Raw genomic sequence first — 23086 nt, forward strand, 5'->3', positions numbered from 1 at the left:
GTGGGAATCACCGGGACCCGGTTTGCGGCGCTCCGGCGAATTACGTAACGTTGCCGTTGTGAAAAAGGCGGCGGGGCTCTCCGGGTACCCTCCGGCGACCGAGCCGGTCGCCGGCGGAGGCTCCAGGCCGCGGCGCGCCGAGCTGGAGTCGACGCAGTCCGCGTCCGCTTCCGCCGATCTTTCCACCCGTGACCGGGTCACCCAGCTGCTGCTGGAGCGGGGGGCGGCCACCGCCGCCCAGCTCGGCTCGGCGCTCGGGCTCAGCCCGGCGGCGATCCGCCGGCACCTGGACGCGATGCTCGCCGACGGCGACGTGATCGCCGGCGAGCAGGTCGTGCGGGGCAGCCGGGGGCGGGGCCGTCCGGCCAAGGTCTTCGCGCTGACCGAGGCGGCCCGGGTGCGCTGCGGCACCCACCACTACGACAACATGGCCACCGCCGCGCTGCGCTGGATCGCCCGCACCGGCGGCTCGGTGGCGGTGGAGGCGTTCGCCGCCGAGCAGGTCTCCGCCCTGGAGGCCCGCTGCCGGGCCGCCATGGAGGACGCCGGCGACGACCCGCTCGCGCGGGCGGAGGCGCTCGCCGGGGCACTGACCGCCGAGGGCTACGCTGCCAACGCGTCCACGATCGCCTCCGGCGGCCAGCTCTGTCAGCACCACTGCCCGGTGGCGCACGTGGCCGCCGAGTTTCCCCAGCTGTGCGAGGCCGAGACCGAGGTGATCTCCCGTCTGGTCGGCACCCACGTGCAGCGCCTGGCCACGATCGCGCACGGCGACGGGGTGTGCACCACGCACATCCCGGCCCAGCCCCGTAAGTCCGGTAAGACCGTCACCACTGTGAGGACAGATAGATGACCGAGCAGATCGTTCAGCCCCTGACCCAGGAGGAGCAGCTCGCCGCCCTCGGTCGCTACGAGTACGGCTGGGCCGACCCCGACGTCGCCGGGGCGTCCGCCCAGCGCGGCCTCACTGAGGCGGTGGTGCGGGACATCTCGGCGAAGAAGAACGAGCCGGCCTGGATGCTCGACCTGCGCCTGAAGGGCCTGCGGCTGTTCGAGCGCAAGCCGATGCCGGCCTGGGGCGCCGACCTCAGCGGGATCGACTTCGACAACATCAAGTACTTCGTCCGGTCCACCGAGAAGCAGGCCACCTCCTGGGAGGACCTGCCCGAGGACATCAAGAACACCTACGACAAGCTGGGCATCCCCGAGGCGGAGAAGCAGCGGCTGATCGCCGGTGTCGCGGCGCAGTACGAGTCCGAGGTCGTCTACCACAAGATCCGTGAGGACCTCGAGGAGCAGGGCGTCGTCTTCCTGGACACGGACACCGCGCTCAAGGAGCACGAGGACCTGTTCAAGGAGTACTTCGGCACGGTGATCCCGGTCGGCGACAACAAGTTCGCCGCGCTGAACACCTCCGTCTGGTCCGGTGGCTCGTTCATCTACGTGCCGAAGGGCGTGCACGTGGAGATCCCGTTGCAGGCCTACTTCCGGATCAACACGGAGAACATGGGCCAGTTCGAGCGGACGCTGATCATCGTCGACGAGGGCGCCTACGTGCACTACGTCGAGGGTTGCACCGCGCCCATCTACTCCTCGGACTCGCTGCACAGCGCCGTGGTGGAGATCATCGTCAAGAAGAACGCCCGCTGCCGCTACACGACCATCCAGAACTGGTCGAACAACGTCTACAACCTGGTCACCAAGCGCGCCGTCTGCCACGAGGGCGCGACCATGGAGTGGATCGACGGCAACATCGGCTCCAAGGTCACCATGAAGTACCCGGCGGTCTACATGACCGGCGAGCACGCCAAGGGCGAGGTGCTCTCGGTGGCCATGGCCGGCGAGGGCCAGCACCAGGACGCCGGTGCCAAGATGGTGCACGCCGCGCCGCACACCTCCTCGACGATCGTGTCGAAGTCGATCGCCCGGGGCGGCGGCCGCACCTCCTACCGTGGCCTGGTGCAGGTGCTGGAGGGTTCCACCAGCAGCCGGAGCACGGTCAAGTGCGACGCGCTGCTGGTCGACACCATCTCCCGCTCCGACACCTACCCGTACGTCGACATCCGCGAGGACGACGTGTCGATGGGGCACGAGGCGACCGTCTCCAAGGTCAGCGAGGACCAGCTCTTCTACCTGATGAGCCGGGGCCTGAGCGAGGACGAGGCGATGGCGATGATCGTGCGCGGCTTCATCGAGCCGATCGCCAAGGAGCTCCCGATGGAGTACGCCCTGGAGCTCAACCGCCTGATCGAGCTCCAGATGGAGGGCGCGGTCGGCTGACCCGCGCGGCCCCGAGCCGTCGGGCCGGGCCGCGCGAACCCGGACCCGTCGGGCCGGGCCACGCGGACCTCGACCCACCCTCCGATCAATGAGACCGCCGTCGCAAGAACAGACCAAGGAAGAGATGACTACCCAGGCTTCCGCGCCGCCCGTGACCAAGTCGCAGGCGCTCCGCTCGTACGACGTCGCCGACTTCCCGGCCCTGACGGGCCTGGAGGAGGAGTGGCGCTTCACCCCGCTCAAGCGCCTGCGCGGCCTGGCCGGCGGGGCGCCGGCCGCGGCCGGCACGGTCCGCCACGAGTACGCCGACCTGCCCGAGGGCGTCACCGTCAGCCGGATCGGCCGGGACGACCCGCGGGTGGGCAGCGTGCTCACCCCGGTCGACCGGGTCAGCGCGCTGGCGTACGGCGGGGCCGAGCAGGCGCTGCTGGTGCAGGTCGCCCGGGACGCGGTGGTGACGGCGCCGGTGCGCCTGCGGGTGGTCGGCGAGGGCGCGGGCGCGCTCGCCTTCGGCCACACCTTCGTCGAGGTGGGCCGGTTCGCCGAGGTGACCCTGGTGCTGGAGCACAACGGTTCCGCCACACTCGCCGACAACGTCGAGGTGGCCGTGGCCGACGGCGCGAAGCTGACCCTGGTCACCGTCGCCGACTGGGCCGACGACGCCGTGCAGGCGCAGCACCTCAAGGTGCGGCTGGGCCGCGACGCCAAGGTCGTCCACGTGCAGGTGAGCCTCGGCGGCGACCTGGTCCGCCAGTACACCTCGGTGGAGTACGCCGACCGGGGCGGCGAGGCCGAGCTGTACGGCCTCTACTTCGCCGACTCCGGGCAGCACCTGGAGCACCGGCAGCTGGTCGACCACACCGTGCCGGACTGCCGCAGCTACGTCGGCTACCGGGGTGCCCTGCAGGGCGACGACGCCCGCACCGTCTGGGTCGGTGACGTGCTGATCCGGGCCGAGGCGACCGGCACCGACACCTACGAGATCAACCGGAACCTGCTGCTCACCGACGGCGCCCGGGCCGACTCCGTACCCAACCTGGAGATCGAGACCGGCGAGATCGCCGGGGCCGGCCACGCCAGTGCGACCGGCCGCTTCGACGACGAGCAGCTCTTCTACCTGATGGCCCGGGGCATCCCGGAGGCCGAGGCCCGCCGCCTGGTGGTGCGCGGCTTCTTCGCCGAGCTGCTCAACAAGATCCCGGTCGAGGAGCTGCGCGAGCGGCTCGGCGACGCGATCGAGGCGCGCCTCACCAAGGCCGGCGCCTGATGATCAGGATCTGCGCGACCGAGGACGTGCCGAAGGGCACCGCGATCAGCGCCGACGTCGACGGCACCCAGCTCGCGATCGTGCACGGCGAGGACGACCAGTTCTACGCCGTGTACGACGAGTGCTCCCACGCCGCCGTGGCCCTCTCCGAGGGCGAGATCGAGGGGTGCACGCTGGAATGCTGGCTGCACGGATCCCGTTTCGACCTGCGTACCGGTGAGCCCACCGGGCTGCCCGCGACCGAACCCGTTCCCGTCTACCCCGTCGAAGTCCGCGACGGCGAGATCTACGTCAGTCTGACGCCGAGCAATGGAGTGACCCGATAATGAGCACCCTGGAGATCCGCGACCTGAAGGTGTCGGTCAAGCTGCCCGAGGGTGAGCTCAAGCCGATCCTGCACGGGGTCGACCTGACCGTGCGCTCGGGTGAGACCCACGCGATCATGGGCCCGAACGGCTCCGGCAAGTCGACTCTGGCCTACTCGATCGCCGGCCACCCGAAGTACGAGATCACCGGCGGCTCGGTGACCCTCGACGGCGAGGACGTGCTGGCCATGTCCGTCGACGAGCGGGCCCGCGCCGGCCTCTTCCTGGCCATGCAGTACCCGGTCGAGGTGCCCGGCGTCTCCGTCGCCAACTTCCTGCGTACCGCCAAGACCGCCATCGACGGCGAGGCGCCGAAGCTGCGCACCTGGGCCGGCGAGCTGCGCGGCGCCATGGAGAAGCTGCAGATGGACCCGGCGTTCGCCCAGCGCAACGTCAACGAGGGCTTCTCCGGCGGCGAGAAGAAGCGGCACGAGATCGTGCAGCTGGAGCTGCTCAAGCCGAAGATGGCGATCCTCGACGAGACCGACTCCGGCCTCGACGTGGACGCGCTGCGCGTGGTCAGCGAGGGCGTGAACCGGGTCCGCGACACCGGCGACACCGGCCTGCTGCTGATCACCCACTACACCCGGATCCTGCGCTACATCAAGCCCGACTTCGTGCACGTCTTCGTGGCCGGCCGGATCGTCGAGCAGGGCGGCCCGGAGCTGGCCGACAAGCTCGAGGACGAGGGCTACGAGCGGTACGTCGCCGGGGCCGGTTCGGCGCGGGCCTGAGAGCTGGAAGGGCCGCGGAGATGACCACCATCGCCATCCCGCCGGGGATGCCGCAGTACGACGACGTGCCGCGTTTCGACGTGGCCACGGTGCGCGCCGACTTCCCGATCCTGGACCGGGAGATCAACGGGCACCGGCTGGTCTATCTCGACAGCGCCAACACCTCGCACAAGCCGCGGCAGGTGCTCGACGTGCTCGCCGAGCACTACGCGCGGCACAACGCCAACGTGTCGCGCTCGGTGCACACCCTGGGCACCGAGGCGACCGAGGCGTACGAGGGGGCCCGGGCCAAGATCGCGGCGTTCATCAACGCCCCGAGCGTGGACGAGGTGGTGTTCACCAAGAACTCCACCGAGGCGATCAACCTCGTGGCGTACGCGTTCTCCAACGCCTCGCTGCGGCCGGACGCCGACCCACGGTTCCGGCTCGGCCCCGGCGACGAGATCGTGATCTCCGAGATGGAGCACCACTCGAACATCGTCCCGTGGCAGCTGCTCGCCGAGCGGACCGGCGCGACGCTGCGCTGGTTCCCGGTCACCGACCACGGCCGGCTGGACGAGTCGGGGCTGGCGGAGCTGGTCACCGAGCGGACGAAGATCGTTTCGCTGGTGCACATGTCCAACATCCTCGGCACGGTCAACGCCACCGCGCGGATCACCCAGCGGGTCCGCGAGGTGGGCGCGCTGCTGCTGCTGGACTGCTCGCAGTCGGTGCCGCACATGCCGATGGACGTGGTCGACTACGACGCCGACTTCATCGTCTTCACCGGGCACAAGATGTGCGGGCCGACCGGCATCGGCGTGCTGTGGGGCCGGGGCGAGCTGCTGGCGGCGATGCCGCCGGTGATGGGCGGCGGCTCGATGATCGAGACGGTGACCATGGCCCGGTCGACGTTCGCCGCGCCGCCGGCCCGGTTCGAGGCGGGCACCCCGCCGATCGCCGAGGCGGTGGCGCTCGGCGCGGCGGTGGACTACCTCAGCGGGATCGGGATGCGCGCGATCCAGTGGCACGAGAAGGAGCTGACGGCGTACGCGCTGGACGCCCTCGCCACCGTGCCCGGGCTGCGCATCTTCGGCCCGAACGTGCCGGTCGGCCGGGGCGGGACGATCTCGTTCGCGCTCGGCAGCGTGCACCCGCACGACGTCGGGCAGGTGCTCGACTCGCTCGGCGTGCAGGTACGGGTGGGGCACCACTGCGCGAAGCCGGTGTGCACCCGGTTCGGCGTGCCGGCGATGACCCGGGCGTCGTTCTACCTGTACACCACCACCGAGGAGATCGACGCGCTGGTGGCCGGTCTCGAGCAGGTGCGGAAGGTGTTCGGCTGATGCAGCTCGACCAGCTCTACCAGGAGATCATCCTGGATCACTACAAGCACCCGCACGGCCGTGGCCTGCGGGAGGCGACGGACCCGGCCGCCCGGGTCGGCGAGGCGCACCACGTCAACCCGACCTGCGGCGACGAGATCACCGTGCGGGTGGCCACCGACGGCACGGTGTTCACCGACATCTCGTACGACGGGATGGGCTGTTCGATCAGCCAGGCATCGGCGAGCGTGCTGCACGAGCTGCTGCGCGGCCGGACCGCGGACGACGCCACGGCGGTGCACGAGGCGTTCGTCGAGTTGATGTCCGGGCGTGGCCAGGTCACGCCGGACGAGGAGGTGCTCGGAGACGGGGTGGCGTTCGCGGGTGTCGCCCGCTACCCGGCCCGGGTGAAGTGCGCGCTGCTGTCGTGGATGGCGTTCAAGGACGCCGCGGCACGCGCCGGGGTGGGCGTGAGCCCGACGGAGGTGAAGGCATGAGCAGCGAGGAGACCACCACGCCGGAGACCGGTGCCGTGGCGACCGAGGGCGCGGCGACGCCGGCCACCGGCGGGAACCCGCCGGCCGGCGCCCTTGCGGCCGGTGGCACGGCAGCCGCCGGTGGCAAGGCCGCGGTCGCCGACATCGAGGAGGCGATGAAGGACGTCGTCGACCCCGAACTCGGCATCAACGTGGTCGACTTGGGCCTGGTGTACGGCGTCCACGTCGACGACGAGAACGTAGCCACCCTGGACATGACGCTGACCTCGGCGGCCTGCCCGCTGACCGACGTGATCGAGGACCAGGCCCGGCAGGCGCTCACCACCGGCCCGGGCGGCGGGCTGGTCAACGACATCCGGATCAACTGGGTGTGGCTGCCGCCATGGGGCCCCGACAAGATCACCGACGAGGGGCGGGACCAGCTCCGTTCCCTCGGCTTCAACGTCTGAGGTCGGGCACAACTCTTTCTGGCCCGCCCTGAGGGGTCTGTCCACCGCGCTCGCGGCGGGCAGACCCCTCATCGTCATCGGTCCCGGCCGGCGAGGCGGGTGATCGTGGCGATCGACCGGTCCACGTCCGCCTCGGTGGTGGTGGCGTTCGATACCGAGATCCGCATCAGTCGCCGTCCCCGCCAGGTCGTACCGCCCGCCCAGCAGGTGCCGTCCGCCTGCACCGCCGCTGTCACCTGGTCGGTGCGCGTGTCGTCGCCGAAGCCGACCAGCACCTGGTTGAGGACCACCTCGTTCGCCACCTCGAACCCGGCCGCGGTCAGGCCGTCGGCGAACCGGCGGGCCAGCGCGCAGCAGCGGTCGACCAACGCCGCAACCCCGTCGCGGCCCAGCTCCCGCAGTCCGGCCCAGACGGCGAACCCGCGGGCCCGACGCGAGGACTCGGCGGTGAGGTCCGCCCCCACCGGGGAACCACCGGAACCGACCAGGTACGCGGCGGTGTAGGACATCGCCGCGGCATGCACGTCGGGCCGCGCGCAGAACGCGAAGGCCGAGTCGTACGGAAGGTTCAGCCACTTGTGGCCGTCGCAGGCCCACGAGTCCGCCAGCTCCAGCCCGTCCACCAGATGCCGGGTCGCGGGGCTCGCCCCAGCCCACAGCCCGAATGCCCCGTCCACATGCACCCATCCGCCGTGCCGGCGGACCAGTTCGCACGCCTCGCGGAGCTGGTCGCAGGCGCCGGTGTTCACGTTGCCCGACTGCAGGCACACGATCGTGGGACCCGGGGAACCGGCCCGCAGCACCTCCCGCAGCGACCCGAGGTCGATGGCACCGTTGGGCCCGGCGGACACCGGCTCCACCACGTCCACCCCGAGGCCGAGCAGACGCAGTGACCGGTCGATGGTCGCGTGCCGCTCCTCGCCGGCGATCACCCGGATCGGCGGCGCCCCGAGCAGCCCACGCCGTTCCACATCCCAGCCTGCGTCGGCCAGCACCTGGTGCCGGGCGGCGGCGAGCCCGGCGGTGTTCGCCGCCTGGCAACCGGTGACGAAACCGACCGACGCCGACGCCGGGACCCCGAGCAGCTCCTTCAGCCAGTCGCCGGCGGCGGCCTCGGCGGCGATGGCGGCCGGTGACATGACGGCGTTGAACGCGACCTGATCCCAACCTGCGGCGAGGATGTCGGCCGCGGTTGCCGCCGGCAACGCACCGCCCACGACGAACCCGAAGTACCGGGGTCCGGCGCTCGCGACCAGGCCCGGCTCGGCTGCGGCGACCAGCTCCGTCAGCACCTGCTCCGCAGCGGAGGGCGCGGCGGGCAACGGGCCGGAGAACGCCTTGGTCAGTGCAGCCTGGTCGATCGGCACCCCGACCGGACGGCCCGGCAACGACCGCCGGTAGTCGGCCGCGTGGTCGGCGGCCAAGCGAAACAGGCGATTCAGCTCCTCCATCGACGCACCATATCTCCCCGGGCCCGTGACCTTGATCATGGCCGGGCGGCGACCAGTTGGTGCGCCTTCCGAACGGCGGGACGGATAGCCGGTCGAGACGTCGCTTAAGGTCGGCGGGTGGTGATTGAGGACTGCTCGTGCCTGATCTGCAGCGGGAGCGCCCCGGGCCGGGACGGCGGCATTGTCGAGAAGGTTCGTAAGAACGGCTGGTCCGTGTTGTGGGTGGCCGGGGGACTGGACTTCGCGTACACCATCGGGCTGTGGCACACGTTCCGCCGCCCCGAGGCGGTGATGTTCGGGCTGGAAGGCCAGGGCATGCAGCACTGGCTCAACGACTACGTGGAGCACGCCCGCGAACATGGCTGGCCCGGCGGGAACGAGCCGTTCCACGGGGTGATCGAGGACTTCCCCACCCAGCTTCGGCCGGTGCACGACTCCTGGCACGACGCTCTCTTCGGCACGGCGTACCGCTTCTATCGAGGATCCGCGGTGCCGTTCCAACAGTTGGTGTGGCCGGACCGTACGGGCCGGTGGCCCTGGGCGGAAGGAGCCACGGCGAGCAGCCGCAACCGCCAGGCCTTCTCCTGGCTGCCCGTCGAGGAGCACCCGGCCGGCGGCTGGCGCCTGGTCGGCGAGTTGGAACCGGACTTCCCGTTCCCGGTGGGTCCGGACTCCTGGGCGTTGGCCACCCGCGCGGTAGCTGCCGGCGCCCGCCCCGTCGCTCACGTGGCCGTGGACCAGGGCTGCTACGACGTACTCGACGAGCGCGGATACCGCGCGGATGACCTCTGCCTGGCGTTCCTCGGTGAGCTGGTGCAGCGACACCCGCACCTCGCCGGCTGCGCCGACCTCGCCGACGGCCAGGTCGCGGTCTTCGGCGAACACCAGACCTGGAGCCGGTCACCGCTGTCGGCCCGCGACCGCCGTGCCAGCGCCAGATCGTGGAAGCGCGCCCGGCCGATGTAGCGGTGGCGGTGGCCGGGTCGAAATGCGGTGGACCGGCGTGGGGCCGGCGCCGATGATGTCCGCGTGACGATCAAGACGATGCGAACGCTGCCCGTACCGTCGGCTCCTCGGGCCGGTCGACAGCAGCGTCGCTTCCGGTCGGAGGCGATCCCGCTGCCGTCGTGACCGGGGCGTTCCTCGCCGGTCTGGTGGCCGGCTACGGCGTCGCCGTCCCGGTCGGCGCGATCGCGGTGCTCATCCTCGGGCTCAGTGCCCGTACCTCGTTCCGTGTCGGCGCGGCCGCGGCGCTCGGGGTCGCCACCGCCGACGGCGTCTACGCCGCGGTGGCGGCCCTCGGCGGTGCCGCGCTGGCCGGCCTGCTCGCCCCGTTCGCCGATCCGTTGCGGCTGGTCGCGGCGGCGGTGCTGCTCGTCCTCGCCGGGCACGGCGCGTGGCGGGCGCTGCGGCCGCCCGCCGCGGCCGGTCCCCAGGTGGTGCGGCGCGGGCTGGACACCCCGGCCCGGGCCTACCTGGCCATTCTCGCCCTGACCCTGCTCAACCCGGCCACCGTCGTCTACTTCGCGGCGCTCGTCCTGGGCCGGGGCGACCCGGGCGGCTCGGAGGCAGTGGCCGCCGGGCTGTTCGTGCTCGGGGCCTTCCTGGCCTCGGCCAGTTGGCAGTTGCTGATCGCCGGGGGTGGCACGCTGGTCGGCCGGGCCCTCACCGGCCCGCGGGGTCGGCTGCTCACGGCGCTGGCGTCCAGCGCGATCATCGCCGCGCTCGCCGTCGCCGTGCTGCTGAGCTCGCCGGGAGCTGGCTGATCCCGCCATGGACTATGACAGTCTCATGACAATTGATCTTCGGTCGTGTTACGCCGGCATCGGTCGAATCGGCAGGTCTGACTGTCGAACGCACCGGCCTTCTTCACATTTCCGATCACCGATGCTCGGCCGTCGGGACGGCCGCCCCCGCGCGCACCATCGCCGGCGCACGCCGACGATCACCTGGCGGACCCGGGCAGCCGACGTCCTGTCAGGACGGCCTCACCTGTTCGGTGGATGCTGAGAGTCCGTCGTCCGTTTAGGGTCTCTGACCAACTTGTGGATCAGCCGTGCGCGCGCCGCCGACCCCGGGCGGCGCGACGGCGCCACCATTCCTCACCGAGCAGGGAGATGTCTTGAGGATCACCCTGATGCGTCTGCCGCAGCGCCGTGCACGAGACGGTCGGCCGCGGCGTGGGCGGATCGCAACACTACTCGCCGCCGCGCTGGTAGCGGCGGCGCTGCCGGCGCTGACGGCCCCTGCGGCGGCCAGCCCGGCCCCGTCCTCCAACGGCCCGTGGCACAAGGTGGACGGCAAGCCGGCACCGACCAGGGCCGGTAAGAAGGCCACCGTCAAGGCCGAGCGGCTCGCCGCGTTCACCCTGGACCGCGGCAGCCTGAAGAGCACCCTCGACAAGGCTCCGCGGGAGCGCGGCAAGGCGCTGCGCGAGCAGCGGCAGATCGTGTCGCTGCCCGCGCCGGACGGGACGTTCCAGCGCTTCGAGCTGGTGAACTCACCCGTGATGGAAGCCGGGCTGGCGGCGAAGCACCCCGAGATCACCACGTACGCCGGCAAGGGCGTGGACGACCCGAGCGCGACCATCCGGGCGGATCTCACTCCGCTCGGCTTCCACGCCTCGGTCCGCTCGGGGGCCGGGAACTGGTACGTCGACCCGTACTACCACCTCGACCAGAGCCTGTACGCGAGCTACTTCGCCCGCGACCTGGAGAACCCGCACGGCGAGTTCGTCGAGCGCGAGGACGTGGCGCACGAGGCGCACGCCCTGGCGGACGAGATCGCGGCGGCCGCTGCCGAGGCGCCGGCCGGGCCGCTGGTGAAGCTGCGCACCTACCGGGTGGCGCTGGTGACCGACCCGTCCTACGCCAACTTCTTCGGCGCGGAGAACGTCACGGCCGCCAAGGTCACGCTGATGAACCGGGTCACCCAGATCTACGAGGACGAGACCGCGATCCGGCTCGTGCTGATCAACGACACCGACAAGACCAACCTGAACACCCCGGCGCTGGCCACCGAGCCGAACGGCCCGTGCGGCGCGGCCGCGTGCTTCACCCCGGCGCAGATCAGCTCCTGCGGCAGCGGCACGCTGAACCGCAACCGGATCGTGCTCGGTCAGCTCGTCGGCGCCAGCAACTACGAAGTGGGCCACATCGGGCTCGGCGTGAACGGCGGCGGCGTGGCCGGCCTCGGCGTGATCGGCGGCGACGGCAAGGCGCGCGGCTGCACCGGTCTGCCGCAGCCGATCGGTGACTACTACGCCGTGGACTACGTGGCACACGAGATGGGCCACCAGTTCGCCGGCAACCACACCTTCAACGGCACCCAGTACAACTGCTCGGGCGGCAACCGGAGCGCGGCCAACTCGTACGAGCCGGGCAGCGGCTCGTCCATCATGGCGTACGCCGGCATCTGCCAGCAGGACAACCTCCAGCCGCACACCGACCCGTACTGGTCGCACCGCAGCTACACCGAGATCACCACGTACGTCACGGCGAACCGTCCGGCGATCAGCGAGGTGCAGACCGTCTCGCTGTACGGCTTCAACACCAACGGTGCCTCGTTCCGGGTCCGCTACAACGGCAACGACTCGGCGCCGATCGTGCGGGGTGCCAACTACACCACCGCCGGCATCAAGGCCGCCATCGAGGGGACCGCCGGCTGGCCGGCCGGTGCGACCGTCACCGTGGCCGCCTTCGGCGGCAGCGGCACGCTGGACGACACGGGCTTCCAGGTGACCTTCGGCGGCACGCTGGCCAACACCAACGTCGCCTCGCTCGAACTCACCAACTTCGAGGGTGCCTCCGGTTTCGTCGGTGAGACGGCCAAGGGCGGCGCCATCGACAACGGTGGTTACCTGGTCGAGGAGACCGCCAACCACGCGCCGGTGGTCACCGTGCCGGGCAGCGTCACCATCCCGGTGCGTACCCCGTTCGCGCTGACCGGCAGCGCCACCGACGCCGACGGCGACGCGGTGACGTACATGTGGGAGCAGAACGACCGGGGCGCCACCGCCGGCACCGCGCTGATGAACAACACCAAGATCAACGGTCCGCTGTTCCGGGTGTTCGGTGAGGCGGCGAACGTGACGCCGGAAGACACCCTGAAGTACCACTCGCCGGGTCAGAACCACGTCACGACCAACTCGACCCGGGTCTTCCCGGACATGAAGCAGATCCTGGCGGGCAACACGAACGCCAGGACGGGCGCCTGCCCGGCCGCGCCGGCCCCGCCGCCCACCGGTGGTGCCTCGAACGTGCCGGCGGCGATCGTCGACTGCTACTCGGAGTTCCTGCCCACCCGGGACTGGGTCGGCTTCAGCAACGACCGGACCCTGCACTTCAAGCTCACCGCCCGGGACGGGCGGCTGGGTGGCGGCGGCATCGGCAGCGCCGACGTCGCGCTGGTGCTGGCCCCGAACGCCGGGCCGTTCCTGGTCATCTCGCAGGACTCCGCCGCTGTCCTCGACGGTGGCTCGACCCAGACCGTCACCTGGGACGTGGCCGGCACCGACGCGGCGCCGGTGAACGCCAGCCAGGTGAAGATCTCGCTGTCCGCCGACGGCGGGCTCACCTTCCCGTACGTGCTGGCCGAGAGCACCCCGAACAACGGCAGCGCGACGGTGACCCTGCCCAACGTGGCGACCAAGCAGGCCCGGATCAAGATCGAGGCAGTCGGAAACGTCTTCTTCGACGTCAACGACGCCGACTTCACCATCCGGTCCGTCCCGGTCGTCACCAACGACGCCCCGGCCGGCGGGGCCCGCGTCCAGTACAGTGACGCGCTCGCGCCGACCGTCACCGTCACGGCGACCGACGGCGACACCGCCGGCGCCGGGCTGGCCGCGTCCGCGTCCGGCCTGCCCGCGGGCCTGTCGCTGGCCGTCTCGGCGACCTCCGGCACCGACACCCTGCCCGGTACGCGCAGCTGGACCGTTGCCGGTACCGCCGCGGCGGCACCGGGCGACTACCCGGTCACCGTGACCGTCTCCGACGGCACCGGCCTGGCCGGCAGCACCTCGTTCACCATCACGGTCACCGCCGAGGACGCGGCGGCGACCTGGGCCGGTGACACGCTGGTGAGCACCGCGACCAGCGGTGCCTCCGGCAAGGCGCTGCTGCGGTCCGTCGTCCGGGACAGTTCGGTGCTGTCCTCGGCGACGGACACCACCGCCGGTGACATCCGCAACGCCACGGTCACCTTCACCGAGGGTGGCGTGACGCTCTGCACCGGCGCGCTGGAACTGCTCGGCACGGAGACCACGAGCGCCTCCGCGGCGTGCGAGGCCACCCTGCCGGAGGGTACGCACACCGTCACCGCGACGGTCGGTGGGTACTACACGGGCAGCACCACCACGCAGGTGACGGTCGCGGTCTCCGACGGCGGCTTCCTCACCGGTGACGGCGAGATCACCGTCGCCCGCTCGGCGGGGGCGTACCCGGCCGACGCGAAGTCGAAGGTCGCGGTGGACCTGACCGCGATGCCCGGCCCGGGCAAGAAGGCCGCGTCGGGCGAGGCCGAGATCGCGTTCCGTTCCGGCGGCCAGTCCTACACGATCAAGGCCAACACCGTCGACGGGCTCGGCATCACCTCGGCGGGCAAGGTCGGCCAGGTGCGCTACCGGGCCAGCCTGTACGACAGCAGGGGCAAGGTGGTGGCCAGCGGCCTCATGCTGGCAGTGACGGTGACCGACCGGGGCGCCCCCGGGAAGAACGACACCGTCGGCATCACCCTGTGGAACGGCGGTGCCCTGGTCTTCTCGTCCGACTGGACGGGGAGCGGGACCGACGAGGTCAACCTGACGGCGGGCAACCTCACCGTCCACTGACCGACAGGTAGCGCGGGAGGACGCCGGTCGCGGTGTCCTCCCGCGTTCCATTTTCCGCCGTGCCGTACGGTCGAGTGGTGACCAGCCGACCCGCAGCCGGGGGCGGCCGGTGGGTCGAGGTCGACCCGGCCCGCGTCGCTCGCTGGGTCGAGGGCTTCGCCGACCGGCACGGCCCGCCCACCACCACCGTCGAGGGGTACGGCCTGCTGCTCGCCGCCCCGGACGGGGCGACCGCCGAGTTGCACACCCCGCCCGGCACTCCCGGGAGCGCCGACGTACCCGGGTTCGTGGCCGCCGCCGGCGCGCCGCGGCGGCTCGGCCTGCTGCTGGCGCGCAAGGGCGCGGTGGCGGTCGGCGTGGCCGACGGGACCGAGCTGACCGTCTCCAAGGTGGACACCCGCTACGTGCAGGGGCGCACCGCCGCGGGTGGCTGGTCGCAGCAGCGTTTCGCCCGACGGCGGGACAACCAGGCGAAGGCGGCGCTGGGCGACGCGGCGGAGCTGGCCGTACGGCTGCTGCTGCCGGAGGCGCCGACGCTGGCCGCGCTGGTCTGCGGCGGTGACCGGCGGGCCGTGGAGGGCGTGCTGGCCGACCGACGGCTGGCCCCGCTCGCCGCGCTGCGCGCCGACCGGCTGCTCGATGTGCCCGAGCCCCGGCACGCGGTGCTGGTCGGTGCGGTGGCCGCCGCCCGCGCGGTACGGATCCTGGTCCGCGACCCCGCCCCGGGAGCGGCGGGCTAGCTGCCGGTGCCGAAGGTGTTGCAGGACTTCGGGTCGCCGGTGGACCAGCCCCTGGTGAACGACTGCGTGCGCTGCTGGGAGGTGCCGTGGGTGAACTCGTTCGGGTTCACCGGCCGGCCGGCGCGCTTGGAGATCGCGTCGTCGCCGATCTTCTCGGCGGCGTCGATCGCCTGCTGGATGTCCTGCTCGGTGATGCTCTTGAAGATCTTCTGGCCCTTCGCGTCCCCGGTGCCGGTGGCGCCCTTCGCCCAGACGCCCGCGTAGCAGTCGGCCTGCAGCTCCAGCCGCACCGAGAGCGCGTTGGCGTTGGCCGGGTCACGCTGCTGCTGGCGGCGCATCTGCGCCTCGGTGCCGAGCAGGCTCTGCACGTGGTGGCCGTACTCGTGGGCCAGCACGTACGGCTGGGCGAACTCGCCCTTGGCGCCGAGCTGGTCGGCGAGGAGCCGGTAGAAGGTGAGGTCGATGTAGACCAGGTGGTCGGCCGGGCAGTAGAACGGCCCGACGCCGGAGTCGGCCGCGCCGCAGCCGGTACGCACCGCCTGACTGAAGAAGACGGTCTTGGCGGGCTGGTACTGCTGGCCGAAGACCTCCGGCATGGCGGTCCGCCAGTACGCCTGGATCGAGTTGACGTAGAGGGTGTTGCGGCAGTCGAGCTGCTCGAGCGCGTCCTGGGCGGAGCACTTCTGCTCCAGCGAGGTGTTGTCGCCCTGGTCGGAGCCGCCATCGCCGAGCGCGTTGAGGCCGAAGCCGCCACCCACCAGGGCGACGAGCACGGCGATGATGATGCCCACGATCCCGCCCCGCCCGCCGCCGATCGGGATCGGGATGCCCATGCCACCGCCGCCGCCGGACCCTCGCCGATCGTCCACCTGGCTGGTGTCGATCTCCGCCTTCTCGTTCAGCTCCATGTTGACCCCGATCGCCGATTTGTCCGTCTGTGGTGGTTGTGGCACCGGACCGGGTCCGGGCGGCGTTTCCGATACCCGATGATCTTGCCCGGTAATCCGGGGGAAAGGGTAGGGGGCGCCCGCTACACTTGCCCCGTGCTGCGCTGCGAAGGCTGAACGGCCCCGCGCCGACGGGAAATGATGACCCGCCGGCGCTTTCGCGTGCCCTGAATCAGCCCTTCCGGAACCCCGAGAGCGAGTACCCCGACATGATCACTGCCACCGGCCTGGAGTTGCGCGCCGGTTCCCGGATCCTGCTGTCCGACACCACGCTGCGCGTGCAGCCGGGCGACCGCATCGGCCTGGTGGGCCGCAACGGCGCCGGCAAGACCACCACGCTGAAGGTGCTGGCGGGGGAGGGCCAGCCGTACGCCGGGCAGGTCGACCGGCGCAGCGCGATCGGCTACCTGCCACAGGACCCGCGTACCGGCGATCTGGACGTCACGGGGCGGGACCGGGTGCTCTCCGCGCGTGGCCTGGACGTGCTCATGGCGCAGATGAAGGAGTTGGAGGCCAGGCTCGCCGAGGGGGCCGAGGACGAGCGCCTGGTCCGCCGCTACGGCGCGCTGGAGGACCAGTTCGCCTCGCTCGGCGGATACGCGGCCGAGGCCGAGGCGGCCCGGATCTGCGCCAACCTCGGCCTGCCCGACCGGGCCCTGGCCCAGACCATCGGCACCCTCTCCGGCGGTCAGCGCCGGCGTGTCGAGCTGGCCCGGATCCTGTTCCGCGACGCCGGTGAGAACGGCGGCGGCATCCTGCTGCTCGACGAGCCGACCAACCACCTGGACGCCGACTCGATCACCTGGCTGCGCGGCTTCCTCGGCAACCACAAGGGCGGCCTGATCGTGATCTCCCACGACGCGTCGCTGCTGGAGGCGGTGGTCAACAAGGTCTGGTTCCTCGACGCCACCCGCTCGGTGGTCGACGTCTACAACCTGGGCTGGAAGGCGTACCTGGAGGCGCGGGAGACCGACGAGCGGCGCCGTCGCCGGGAACGGGCCAACGCCGAGAAGAAGGCCGGCGCGCTGATGGCCCAGGCCGACAAGATGCGGGCCAAGGCCACCAAGACGGTCGCCGCGCAGAACATGGCGCGGCGGGCCGAGAAGCTGCTGAGCGGCCTGGAAGAGGTACGCGTCGCGGACAAGGTGGCGAAGGTGCGCTTCCCCACCCCGGCGCCGTGCGGCAAGACCCCGCTCACCGCCGCCGGCCTGTCCAAGTCGTACGGGTCGCTGGAGATCTTCACCGACGTCAACGTGGCGGTGGACCGCGGCTCCCGGGTGGCCATCCTCGGCCTCAACGGCGCCGGCAAGACCACCCTGCTGCGGATCCTCGGCGGCCTGCTCGAACCGGACACCGGCGAGGTACGCCCCGGGCACGGCCTGCGGCTCGGCTACTACGCCCAGGAGCACGAGACCCTGGACGTGGACCGGACCATCCTGGAGCACATGCGCAGCGCCGCGTCGGAGCAGACCGACACCGACCTGCGCAAGATCCTCGGCGCGTTCCTCTTCTCCGGGGAGGACGTCGACAAGCCGGCCGGGGTGCTCTCCGGCGGCGAGAAGACCCGCCTGGCCCTGGCCACCCTGGTCTGCTCCGGCGCCAACGTGCTGCTGCTCGACGAGCCGACGAACAACCTCGACCCGGTCAGCCGGGAGCAGGTGCTCGACGCCATCGCCCGCTACCCGGGGGCGATCGTGCTGGTCACCCACGACCCGGGCGCGGTGACGGCACTCAAGCCCGACCGGGCCATCCTGCTGCCCGACGGCGACGAGGACGCCTGGAGCGACGACCTGCTCGAACTCGTCGAACTCGCCTGACCCGCACCCGGCACCGCGGGGTACGGGTCCACCGGCCGGTCGGCCCGCCATGATCCACCTGGTCGGATCGGGCTGACCGGTCAGAAGAATCACGCTATCGGGAAGCTGACATTGCATAGCGTGTCGGTTGGCGAAGAGTTGATATCTGGCGCATGATCGTTCGAGGCGGTCTAATAGGTGGGACCGTATCCGAACCGCACAGTCTGGGACGTGAGGAATCAGCATGGCAGCCACCGGCACAGCCACCAGCACTGAGAAGGGTCGCCGGATCGTCGGAGCCGAGCGCCAGACGCTCGCCAAGGACCTGGTAAAGCGGTACACCTCGGGTGAGAGCATCCGTGCGCTCGCGGCCTCGACCGGCCGATCCTACGGGTTCATTCACCGGGTGCTCACCGAGTCCGGGGTGCAGCTGCGGCAGCGTGGCGGTGCCCGGCGCCGCAAGAAGGCGTGACCCGCTCACCAGCGTCGTCCATCAGCGTCGCGCTCCGGATGGTCCGGTGACCTCCGCAACGACCGGAGTACGACTCGACTGCGACGGGCCGGTAGCGACGGTCACGTTGTGCCGGCCCGACGTGCTCAACGCGCAGACCCCGACGATGTGGCGCGCGATGAGCGAGTTTTCCCGCGAGCTGCCCGGCGACGTCCGGGTGATCGTGGTGCGTGGCGAGGGGCGGGCCTTCTCCGCCGGCCTCGACCTGTCCGTGGCCGGCGCCGCCGGCCCGGGCTCGTTCGCCGAACTCGCCACCCTGCCCGAGCAGGAGTGCGCCGACCGGATCGCCGAGTACCAGGCCGGCTTCACCTGGCTGCACCGCCCCGACGTGATCTCCGTCGCCGCCGTGCAGGGGCATGCGATCGGTGCCGGGTTCCAGCTCGCCCTCGCCTGCGACCTGCGGGTGCTCGCCGAGGACGCCAAGCTCTCCATGGCCGAGGTGACCCTCGGTCTGGTCCCCGACCTGGCCGGCACCAAGCGTCTCGTCGAGCTGGTCGGCTATTCCCGCGCGCTGGAGATCTGCGCCACCGGCCGGCGGATGGACGCCGCCGAGGCGGACCGGGTCGGCCTGGCCACCCTGGTGGTGCCGCACGCGGAGCTGGACGCCGCGGTGCGGGACCTGACCGCGGGCCTGCTGGCCAACAGCCGCGACGCGATCGTGGAGATCAAGGCGCTGCTCGCTGGCGCGGCCGGGCGTACGCACGCGGATCAGCAGCGAGCCGAGCGCGAGGCGCAGACCCGGCGGCTGCGCGAGCTAACCGGGCGCGGAGAATAGTAAGGACCGTTCGGGAAGATCCGGGTTACTCGCGAGGTTGTCGTAGTGGTCGGGAGAATTGACCCGACGGCCCAGGGCTGCCCGACGACCCGGAGGTGACGAGTGTCCAACCACATGGCCGGTGGCGGCATGGCTGGCTGGAGCATGCTCCGGTCGATGCGCAACCAGGACGAGGTCGCAACCCATCAGCTCAAGCGCGGCACCGCCAGACGCATCGTCGCGTTCGCCCGGCCCTACCGGCGCGACATCGTCATCTTCCTGCTCACCGTGGTGATCGCCGCGGTGATCGGGGTGGCCACCCCGCTGCTCGCCGGTGACATCATCGACGCGATCTCGCCCCCCCGCCGCCCCGACGCGGGCTCGACGGTGGTCCGGCTCGCCCTGATCATCGCCGCGCTGGCCGTCGCCGATGCGCTCTTCTCCCTGGCCCAGCGGTGGTATTCGGCCCGGATCGGCGAGGGCATCATCCTCGACCTGCGGACCCGGGTCTACGACCACGTCCAGCGGATGCCGCTGCAGTTCTTCACCCGCACCCAGACCGGCGCGCTGGTCAGCCGGCTCAACAACGACGTGCTCGGCGCCCAGCGGGCGTTCACCTCCACCCTGTCCGGGGTGGTGAGCAACGTCATCCAGCTGGTGCTCACCGCCGGCGCGATGCTCATCCTCTCCTGGCAGATCACCCTGCTGGCGTTGGTGCTGCTGCCGATCTTCATCATCCCGGCCCGCCGGGTCGGCCGGCGGCTCGCCGAGATCACCCGCGAGTCGTACAACCTCGACGCGAAGATGAACGCCACGATGACCGAGCGGTTCGGTGTCGCCGGGGCGCTGCTGGTCAAGCTCTTCGGCTCGCCCGACGTGGAGGCGGCCCGGTTCGCCGGCCGCGCGGAGCGGGTCCGGGACATCGGCATCCAGTCCGCCATGTACTCGCGGACCTTCTTCGTGGCCATGCTGCTGGTCGCCTCCCTCGCCCAGGCCCTGACGTACGGTCTGGGCGGGTGGCTCGCCGTCGCCGGCGCGGTCAGCGCCGGCACCGTGGTCAAGCTCGCGCTGCTGCTCACCCGGCTCTACGGGCCGCTCACCGCGCTCTCCAACGTCCGGGTCGACGTGATGAGCGCGCTGGTCTCCTTCGACCGGGTCTTCGAGGTGCTCGACCTGCACCCCGGGATCGAGGAGAAGCCCGACGCGGTGCCGGTGCCTCGCGGCAGCGGCCGGGTCGAGTTCCGCGACGTGCGGTTCCGCTACCCGAGCGCCGCCGAGGTGTCCCTCGCGTCGCTCGAGGAGGTCGCCGCGCTGGACCGTACGGTCAACGAGCCGGTGCTCAAGGGCGTCTCGTTCACCGTCGAGCCCGGGCAGATGGTGGCCCTGGTCGGCCCCTCCGGCGCCGGCAAGTCGACGCTGTCCATGCTGATCTCCCGGATCTACGACGTCACCGACGGCCAGGTGCTGGTCGGCGGCGTCGACGTGCGGGACGCCACCCTCGCCTCGCTGCGCGACGAGATCGGCGTGGTCACCCAGGATTCCCACCTGTTCCACGAGACCATCCGGGAGAACCTGCGCTACGCCAAGCCGGACGCCACCGACGACGAGATCTGGGCCGCCCTGGCCGGCGCCCAGGTGGCCGACCTGGTCCGTGCCCTGCCCGACGGGCTCGACACCATGGTCGGCGAGCGGGGCTACCGCTTCTCCGGCGGCGAGAAGCAGCGCATCGCGATCGCCCGGCTGCTGCTCAAGGCACCGTCGATCGTGATCCTCGACGAGGCCACCGCCCACCTGGATTCGGAGAGCGAGGCGGCGGTGCAGCGGGCGCTGTCCGTGGCGCTGACCGGGCGTACCGCGCTGGTGATCGCACACCGGCTCTCCACCGTCCGCGACGCCGACCAGATCCTCGTCCTCGACGAAGGGCGGATCGTCGAGCGCGGCCGGCACGAGGAACTGGTCGCCGTCGGCGGCCTCTACGCCGAGCTGTACCGCACCCAGTTCGCGGTGACCGACTCCCCGGCCCCCTACGCCGAGCCGGAGCAGCCGCAGCCGGTGGTCAGCACGGTGCCGCTCGGCACCTACGTGGCGCAGGAGCCGGTGCCGCCCGCCGCAGCCAACTAGGCGCCCACCGCCGCCCGCAGCTCCGCGAAGGCGGCGCCGAGCGTTTCCGGGGTGAAGTGTGCGTTCAACCCGCTCGGGTTGGGCAGCACCCACAGTCGGGCGCCGCCGAGCGGCTCCGGCTGTGGGCCGAAGCCGGCCTTCGGCCGGGCGAAGCCGATCCGGTACGCGGTCACCCCGACCACCGCCACCCAGCGCGGCCCGTACCGCTCGACCTTGCCGGTCAGCTCCGCCGCGCCGGCCACCAGTTCCCCGGCGGTCAGCTCGTCGGCCCGGGCGGTCGCCCGGGCCACCAGGTTGCTGATGCCCAGGCCGAGGGTGAGCAGTTCGTCCTGCTCACTGGGGTGCAGCTGGCGCGGGGTGAAACCGCCCCGGTGCAGGGCCGGCCAGAACCGGTTGCCCGGCCGGGCGAAGTGCCAGCCGGTCGCCGCCGACCACAGCCCCGGGTTGATCCCGACGAAGAGCACGTCCAGCCCGGGGCCGATCACGTCCGGCAGCAGCTTGTCGGCCGCCGCCGCGAGCTCTTCCTTCGTGGGCCGGGGATGCCGCCGGGTGGCCGACGTGCGGTCCGCCGGCCCCGGCTCGGCCGCGCCGGGCCCCGTCGCGCCGGTGGCGCCTCCGGGCCAGGCGTCCCGGGATCGGCGATGCCCGCTCACCGGCCCGCCGTCACAGGCCGCGCAACGCGCCGCCGTCAACCGGCACGGTGACCCCGGTGACGTAACCGGCGGCGGGGGAGAGCAGGAAGGCGGCCACCCGGCCGAACTCGCCCGGCTCGCCGAACCGACCCAGCGGGATGCCGGCCTCCGCCTCCGCGCGGGCCCGCTCCGGATCGCCACTGGCGGCGAGGAGTTCCCGGTTCCGGTCGGTCATGATCCGGCCGGGCAGCAGGCCGAACACCCGTACGCCACGCGGGCCGTACTCGTCGGCGATGTCCTTGGCGACCCCGGCGAGGCCGGGACGCAAACCGTTGGAGATGCCGAGCCCGGGCACCGGCCCGCGCGCCGAGGTGGAGAGGACCAGGCCGATCGCGCCGCCGCCGGTGAGCGCGGCGGCCACCGTACGGGTGGCGCGGACGCTGCCCAGGAAGACCGTCTCGAAGGACGCCCGCCACTGCTCGTCGGTGATCTGGGCGGCGGTGCCCCGAGGCGGCCCGCCGACCGAGATCAGCGCCCCGTCGAGCCGGCCGAACTGCTCGCGGGCGGCGGCGACCAGCCGCTGCGGGGTGCCGGGGTCGGTCAGGTCGGCGGTCAGCCCGATCGCCCGCTCCGGCCCGCCGAGCGCCTCGACGGCCGCGGCCACCTGTTCGGGTACGCGGGCCGAGATCACCACCCGGGCGCCGTCGGCGACGAGGTGTTGGGCGGTGGCGAAGCCGAGGCCGCGGGAGGCGCCGGTCAGCACGTACACCCGGTCGGCGAGTCCGAGATCCATGAGGCCGATCCTGCCGTACCCCGGGATCGGCCGGCCACCCGGCTCATCGACCGGCCGGGCGGAGCAGGCGTACCCGGCCGGCGAGCTGCAGCGCGACGGCGCCGCCGGCCCGGGCGACGGCCGGCAGCCGGCGGGGCCGGGGCGGGTTGCGGCCGTCGTAGCGGGCGGCGGCCTCGCGGGTGGCCAGCTCCTCCGCGCCCAGCGGCGGCAGCGTGCCGCGGTCGCGCAGCTCCCGGGCCAGGTCCCAGCCGTCGCGCAGCGACCCGTTGCCGGGGCGGCCGGCCGCCCACTCGGCGAAGGTCGCCGGCCAGGCCGCGCCGAGACCGGCGGCGAGCAGCGGCCAGTGCCGGGCCACCTCGCCCGCGCGCTTGCGCAGCAGCGCCCGGCGGGCCGCCTTCACCGGGGCCGGCGCGAACCGGGGTGGCAGCGGCGCACCGGCGACCAGCGCCGCGACCAGCGCTGCCTGGCGGGCCGCCAGGCCGCCCGCCGTCGCGACGGCACCGGGCGGAATCTCGCCGGCGGCGCCCCGGCCGGTCACGTGCCCGGCGGCGCCCCGGCCGGGCCAGCGAGACGACCAGCCGCAGGTTCGCCTCCAGCAGGTGGTTCTTGGCCCGC

21 protein-coding genes are annotated in these 23086 nt (G+C 72.1%); 16 read left to right on the plus strand and 5 right to left on the minus strand.

Translation table 11 applies throughout. The features are described from left to right. Positions 1–58 precede the first annotated feature (58 nt). The 8 genes from ABZ570_RS21190 to ABZ570_RS21225 all read left to right on the plus strand — a co-directional run bounded on the left by ABZ570_RS21190 (position 59) and on the right by ABZ570_RS21225 (position 6896). Positions 59–853, plus strand: a complete 795-nt coding sequence (locus tag ABZ570_RS21190) for an HTH domain-containing protein (protein ID WP_358066095.1) — start codon at positions 59–61, stop codon at positions 851–853. Continuing rightward, positions 850–2280, plus strand: coding sequence for a Fe-S cluster assembly protein SufB (gene sufB, locus ABZ570_RS21195; RefSeq protein WP_358066098.1), 1431 nt, complete (start codon positions 850–852; stop codon positions 2278–2280). The genes ABZ570_RS21190 and sufB overlap by 4 nt, the downstream gene beginning before the upstream one ends. A gap of 124 nt (positions 2281–2404) precedes the next feature. Further along, positions 2405–3547 (plus strand): Fe-S cluster assembly protein SufD, encoded by a 1143-nt coding sequence (sufD, locus tag ABZ570_RS21200; RefSeq protein ID WP_358066101.1) that lies wholly within the window; start codon positions 2405–2407, stop codon positions 3545–3547. Then, the gene (locus tag ABZ570_RS21205; protein ID WP_358066104.1) at positions 3547–3873 is read left to right on the plus strand and encodes a non-heme iron oxygenase ferredoxin subunit; all 327 of its coding nucleotides are present in this window, start codon (positions 3547–3549) and stop codon (positions 3871–3873) included. Before sufD ends, ABZ570_RS21205 begins: the two co-directional genes overlap by 1 nt. After that, a complete protein-coding gene (gene sufC, locus ABZ570_RS21210) occupies positions 3873–4646 on the plus strand; it encodes a Fe-S cluster assembly ATPase SufC (protein ID WP_358066107.1) in 774 nt (257 codons plus the stop codon). The genes ABZ570_RS21205 and sufC overlap by 1 nt, the downstream gene beginning before the upstream one ends. Before the next feature lie 20 nt (positions 4647–4666). Then, positions 4667–5971 carry a cysteine desulfurase gene (locus ABZ570_RS21215; protein ID WP_358066110.1) on the plus strand — a complete coding sequence of 435 codons (1305 nt, stop codon included), beginning with the start codon at positions 4667–4669 and terminating at the stop codon, positions 5969–5971. Next, positions 5971–6447 carry a Fe-S cluster assembly sulfur transfer protein SufU gene (sufU, locus tag ABZ570_RS21220; RefSeq protein WP_358066113.1) on the plus strand — a complete coding sequence of 159 codons (477 nt, stop codon included), beginning with the start codon at positions 5971–5973 and terminating at the stop codon, positions 6445–6447. The genes ABZ570_RS21215 and sufU overlap by 1 nt, the downstream gene beginning before the upstream one ends. Further along, a complete protein-coding gene (locus ABZ570_RS21225) occupies positions 6444–6896 on the plus strand; it encodes a metal-sulfur cluster assembly factor (RefSeq protein WP_358066116.1) in 453 nt (150 codons plus the stop codon). Before sufU ends, ABZ570_RS21225 begins: the two co-directional genes overlap by 4 nt. 74 nt (positions 6897–6970) lie before the next feature. Here ABZ570_RS21225 and ABZ570_RS21230 read toward each other — a convergent pair whose 3' ends face one another. Beyond that, positions 6971–8347 (minus strand): pyridoxal-dependent decarboxylase, encoded by a 1377-nt coding sequence (locus ABZ570_RS21230; protein ID WP_358066118.1) that lies wholly within the window; start codon positions 8345–8347, stop codon positions 6971–6973. Between the two features lie 117 nt (positions 8348–8464). Between ABZ570_RS21230 and ABZ570_RS21235 the strand changes: the two genes are divergently transcribed. The 4 genes from ABZ570_RS21235 (at position 8465) to ABZ570_RS21250 (ending at position 14917) form a co-directional block, all read left to right on the plus strand. Further along, the gene (locus ABZ570_RS21235) at positions 8465–9313 is read left to right on the plus strand and encodes a DUF4262 domain-containing protein (RefSeq protein WP_358066121.1); all 849 of its coding nucleotides are present in this window, start codon (positions 8465–8467) and stop codon (positions 9311–9313) included. A gap of 161 nt (positions 9314–9474) precedes the next feature. Beyond that, complete coding sequence (locus ABZ570_RS21240; protein WP_358066124.1) at positions 9475–10113, plus strand: LysE family transporter; 639 nt, start codon at positions 9475–9477, stop codon at positions 10111–10113. A gap of 371 nt (positions 10114–10484) precedes the next feature. Then, the gene (locus tag ABZ570_RS21245) at positions 10485–14177 is read left to right on the plus strand and encodes a M12 family metallo-peptidase (protein WP_358066127.1); all 3693 of its coding nucleotides are present in this window, start codon (positions 10485–10487) and stop codon (positions 14175–14177) included. 77 nt (positions 14178–14254) lie between these two features. After that, entirely contained in the window at positions 14255–14917 is a 663-nt protein-coding gene (locus tag ABZ570_RS21250; RefSeq protein ID WP_358066130.1) for an acVLRF1 family peptidyl-tRNA hydrolase, read from the plus strand. On the opposite strand, the gene ABZ570_RS21255 is transcribed toward ABZ570_RS21250, so the two are convergent. Continuing rightward, positions 14914–15825: a neutral zinc metallopeptidase gene (locus ABZ570_RS21255; protein ID WP_358066133.1), complete on the minus strand. Its 912-nt coding sequence runs from the start codon at positions 15823–15825 to the stop codon at positions 14914–14916. The genes ABZ570_RS21250 and ABZ570_RS21255 overlap by 4 nt on opposite strands. Before the next feature lie 248 nt (positions 15826–16073). Between ABZ570_RS21255 and ABZ570_RS21260 the strand changes: the two genes are divergently transcribed. From ABZ570_RS21260 to ABZ570_RS21275, 4 genes are all read left to right on the plus strand, one after another. Continuing rightward, positions 16074–17681, plus strand: a complete 1608-nt coding sequence (locus ABZ570_RS21260; RefSeq protein WP_358066136.1) for an ABC-F family ATP-binding cassette domain-containing protein — start codon at positions 16074–16076, stop codon at positions 17679–17681. 223 nt (positions 17682–17904) lie between these two features. After that, on the plus strand, positions 17905–18132 hold the full coding sequence (locus tag ABZ570_RS21265) for a helix-turn-helix domain-containing protein (RefSeq protein WP_007462679.1): 228 nt from the start codon (positions 17905–17907) through the stop codon (positions 18130–18132). 46 nt (positions 18133–18178) lie between these two features. After that, positions 18179–18946 (plus strand): enoyl-CoA hydratase/isomerase family protein, encoded by a 768-nt coding sequence (locus ABZ570_RS21270; RefSeq protein WP_358066139.1) that lies wholly within the window; start codon positions 18179–18181, stop codon positions 18944–18946. A gap of 114 nt (positions 18947–19060) precedes the next feature. Continuing rightward, positions 19061–21046 (plus strand): ABC transporter ATP-binding protein, encoded by a 1986-nt coding sequence (locus tag ABZ570_RS21275; RefSeq protein ID WP_358066144.1) that lies wholly within the window; start codon positions 19061–19063, stop codon positions 21044–21046. Here the strand turns inward: ABZ570_RS21275 and mug are convergent. The 3 genes from mug to ABZ570_RS21290 form a co-directional block, all read right to left on the minus strand. Further along, positions 21043–21543 carry a G/U mismatch-specific DNA glycosylase gene (mug, locus tag ABZ570_RS21280; protein ID WP_358066147.1) on the minus strand — a complete coding sequence of 167 codons (501 nt, stop codon included), beginning with the start codon at positions 21541–21543 and terminating at the stop codon, positions 21043–21045. The genes ABZ570_RS21275 and mug overlap by 4 nt on opposite strands. A 166-nt stretch (positions 21544–21709) precedes the next feature. After that, entirely contained in the window at positions 21710–22471 is a 762-nt protein-coding gene (locus ABZ570_RS21285; RefSeq protein WP_358066142.1) for an SDR family oxidoreductase, read from the minus strand. Positions 22472–22514: 43 nt separating this feature from the next. Continuing rightward, complete coding sequence (locus ABZ570_RS21290) at positions 22515–23009, minus strand: hypothetical protein (protein ID WP_358066150.1); 495 nt, start codon at positions 23007–23009, stop codon at positions 22515–22517. Between the last annotated feature and the right edge of the window lie 77 nt (positions 23010–23086).

Source organism: Micromonospora sp. NPDC007271 (assembly GCF_040634005.1).
Classification (GTDB): Bacteria; Actinomycetota; Actinomycetes; order Mycobacteriales; family Micromonosporaceae; genus Micromonospora.

Bases quoted from the DNA above. Each gene is read 5' to 3' on its own strand.
- sufB (WP_358066098.1), top strand. From the start codon at position 850: ATGACCGAGCAGATCGTTCAGCCCCTGACCCAGGAGGAGCAGCTCGCC.
- sufD (WP_358066101.1), top strand. From the start codon at position 2,405: ATGACTACCCAGGCTTCCGCGCCGCCCGTGACCAAGTCGCAGGCGCTC.
- ABZ570_RS21205 (WP_358066104.1), top strand. From the start codon at position 3,547: ATGATCAGGATCTGCGCGACCGAGGACGTGCCGAAGGGCACCGCGATC.
- sufC (WP_358066107.1), top strand. From the start codon at position 3,873: ATGAGCACCCTGGAGATCCGCGACCTGAAGGTGTCGGTCAAGCTGCCC.
- ABZ570_RS21215 (WP_358066110.1), top strand. From the start codon at position 4,667: ATGACCACCATCGCCATCCCGCCGGGGATGCCGCAGTACGACGACGTG.
- sufU (WP_358066113.1), top strand. From the start codon at position 5,971: ATGCAGCTCGACCAGCTCTACCAGGAGATCATCCTGGATCACTACAAG.
- ABZ570_RS21225 (WP_358066116.1), top strand. From the start codon at position 6,444: ATGAGCAGCGAGGAGACCACCACGCCGGAGACCGGTGCCGTGGCGACC.
- ABZ570_RS21230 (WP_358066118.1), bottom strand. From the start codon at position 8,347: ATGGAGGAGCTGAATCGCCTGTTTCGCTTGGCCGCCGACCACGCGGCC.
- ABZ570_RS21245 (WP_358066127.1), top strand. From the start codon at position 10,485: ATGCGTCTGCCGCAGCGCCGTGCACGAGACGGTCGGCCGCGGCGTGGG.
- ABZ570_RS21255 (WP_358066133.1), bottom strand. From the start codon at position 15,825: ATGGAGCTGAACGAGAAGGCGGAGATCGACACCAGCCAGGTGGACGAT.
- ABZ570_RS21260 (WP_358066136.1), top strand. From the start codon at position 16,074: ATGATCACTGCCACCGGCCTGGAGTTGCGCGCCGGTTCCCGGATCCTG.
- ABZ570_RS21265 (WP_007462679.1), top strand. From the start codon at position 17,905: ATGGCAGCCACCGGCACAGCCACCAGCACTGAGAAGGGTCGCCGGATC.
- ABZ570_RS21275 (WP_358066144.1), top strand. From the start codon at position 19,061: ATGGCCGGTGGCGGCATGGCTGGCTGGAGCATGCTCCGGTCGATGCGC.
- ABZ570_RS21285 (WP_358066142.1), bottom strand. From the start codon at position 22,471: ATGGATCTCGGACTCGCCGACCGGGTGTACGTGCTGACCGGCGCCTCC.